This is a genomic window from Streptomyces sp. NPDC005803, from assembly GCF_040630435.1.
GTDB lineage: Bacteria > Actinomycetota > Actinomycetes > Streptomycetales > Streptomycetaceae > Streptomyces.
In genome coordinates this window covers 1-1,544 of the sequence record NZ_JBEXXO010000080.1, presented here as the reverse complement: position 1 = coordinate 1,544, position 1,544 = coordinate 1, and the positions used below count along the sequence as shown (strand labels likewise).

The following is a 1,544-nucleotide window of genomic DNA, read 5'->3' as shown; positions in this document are numbered from 1 at the left end:
AGGGTAGCACGTCAACTTCGCCGCGGTCGTCGCGAGCCGGATGGGCGACAAGGAGCGGGCCGCTGACTTCCTGTCTCAGTCGCATGCCGCCGGCGCACGGATGGGCCGGGAGGTGCGGGCGCACGGCACGCTGTTCGGTCCGGTCAGCGCGACGACGCAGGCCGTAGGTATCAACGTGGCGCTCGGGCAGACCGGGAAGGCCCTGGACCTCATCAACTCCATCCATGACGTGTCGGCGCTGACCGAGGCGGCGCGGAACCGGTACGCGATGGACAAGGCGCTCGCGCAGGCCGACGCGAAATTGTGGGACGCGTCCCTGGACACGCTGGAGGCGACGCTGCGCGACGCCCCCGGCTGGGCGCGGCACCAGGCCCTCCCGAGCGTCATCGTGCAGAAGATCGGCCGCGCGTCGACGGCGCGGCTACGGCGAGTCTCGGAGCTGATCGGGGTGTCGCCGGGTACCCAGGGGTTCCTGCCGGCGACGTCGAAAACGGCCCTGTGACCCGATGACTGGTATGTAGCGGACGACTTTGATTGTCGGCCCGTCAGAAGTGGTGCGGGGCGGACGACTTGGGCCCTGATGGGTTCCCGAAGTCGTCCGCCTAGTGTCTGTACGTGCACGTTCCGTAGCGGGACTGTTACGGCATGACGAGGACGAGGACACCCGGTGATATCGCCCGGCGCCGATCCATCGCAGACGCGGCCGGCGCCTTCCCCTCCCGCGCAACGGTCGTGCTCTATGCGTGCGTAGCTCCCGGCCAGGACCAGGACGGCGTCACCGCGCGGCTCCGCCGGCACGCCGAGGCCCGTGACTGGGTCGTCGTCGGCGAGGTCGTCGACCGCATCACGAGGGCGACCCCGCTGGAGTGCCGGCCGAACTGGCCCGAGGCCCGCCGGTTCATCACCAGCGGTCAGGCCAAGGGCCTCGTGATGACCTCGCGCACCGTCTGTATCCACGCCGCCGAGGCCACGGCCCTGGATGAGTGGCTCTGCGGTCACCAGGCGTTCCTCTCCGAGGAGACCCCGGCCGCCCAGGGCGCTGTCCGATGATCCCCAACGCCGCGGAGCGAGACCGCCGGGCAACGGCGTACACCTGGCTGCTCGCGGCCGCCCAGGACGGCAAGGTCGCCATGATGGAGTGGGACAGGCACGGCACGGCGCTGCTCACCGCGGGCGTCACGTGGGATGCCGTGCGCGTGCCGTACGCCCTCCTGGACCCGACCTACGACCGCGACACGGAGCCGGCCGTGCTGCGTCGGCGGTTGGCGGAGCTCGAGGTGGACGGCCCCGTGTTCTGCGACCCGTACCGGCCGCACCTGTATTTCATGGTGCCGGCGGGCACGGATCAGTCGTGGCCGCGAACCCTCGTCCCGGCCCAGGTCGAAATCCTCGGCGGCACCCGGCCCTACATCCATCACGTGGGCGTCCCGCGCCCGAACCGGGTCGAGCCGCCCGGCCCGTACTGGTTGACGCCCCCGCACGACGAGGTCCGCCGGCACGTTGCCGCGTCCCACCTCTACGAGGTGCTGCAGGCGTGCGCGGTC

Annotated in this window: 3 protein-coding genes; all 3 read left to right on the top strand. The window is 71.0% G+C overall.

The window, feature by feature from the left end; genetic code table 11:
• The first annotated feature begins 40 nt into the window (after window positions 1–40).
• The gene (locus tag ABZ454_RS38845) at window positions 41–502 is read left to right on the top strand and encodes a hypothetical protein (RefSeq protein ID WP_359544136.1); all 462 of its coding nucleotides are present in this window, start codon (window positions 41–43) and stop codon (window positions 500–502) included.
• Between the two features lie 143 nt (window positions 503–645).
• Window positions 646–1,050 (top strand): hypothetical protein, encoded by a 405-nt coding sequence (locus ABZ454_RS38840; protein ID WP_359544135.1) that lies wholly within the window; start codon window positions 646–648, stop codon window positions 1,048–1,050.
• On the top strand, window positions 1,047–1,544 hold a 498-nt coding region (locus ABZ454_RS38835; RefSeq protein ID WP_359544134.1), incomplete at its 3' end, for a hypothetical protein. The genes ABZ454_RS38840 and ABZ454_RS38835, both read left to right, overlap by 4 nt.

Coding starts and splice junctions, on each gene's coding strand:
- ABZ454_RS38845 (WP_359544136.1), top strand. CDS start 41: ATGGGCGACAAGGAGCGGGCCGCTGACTTCCTGTCTCAGTCGCATGCC.
- ABZ454_RS38840 (WP_359544135.1), top strand. CDS start 646: ATGACGAGGACGAGGACACCCGGTGATATCGCCCGGCGCCGATCCATC.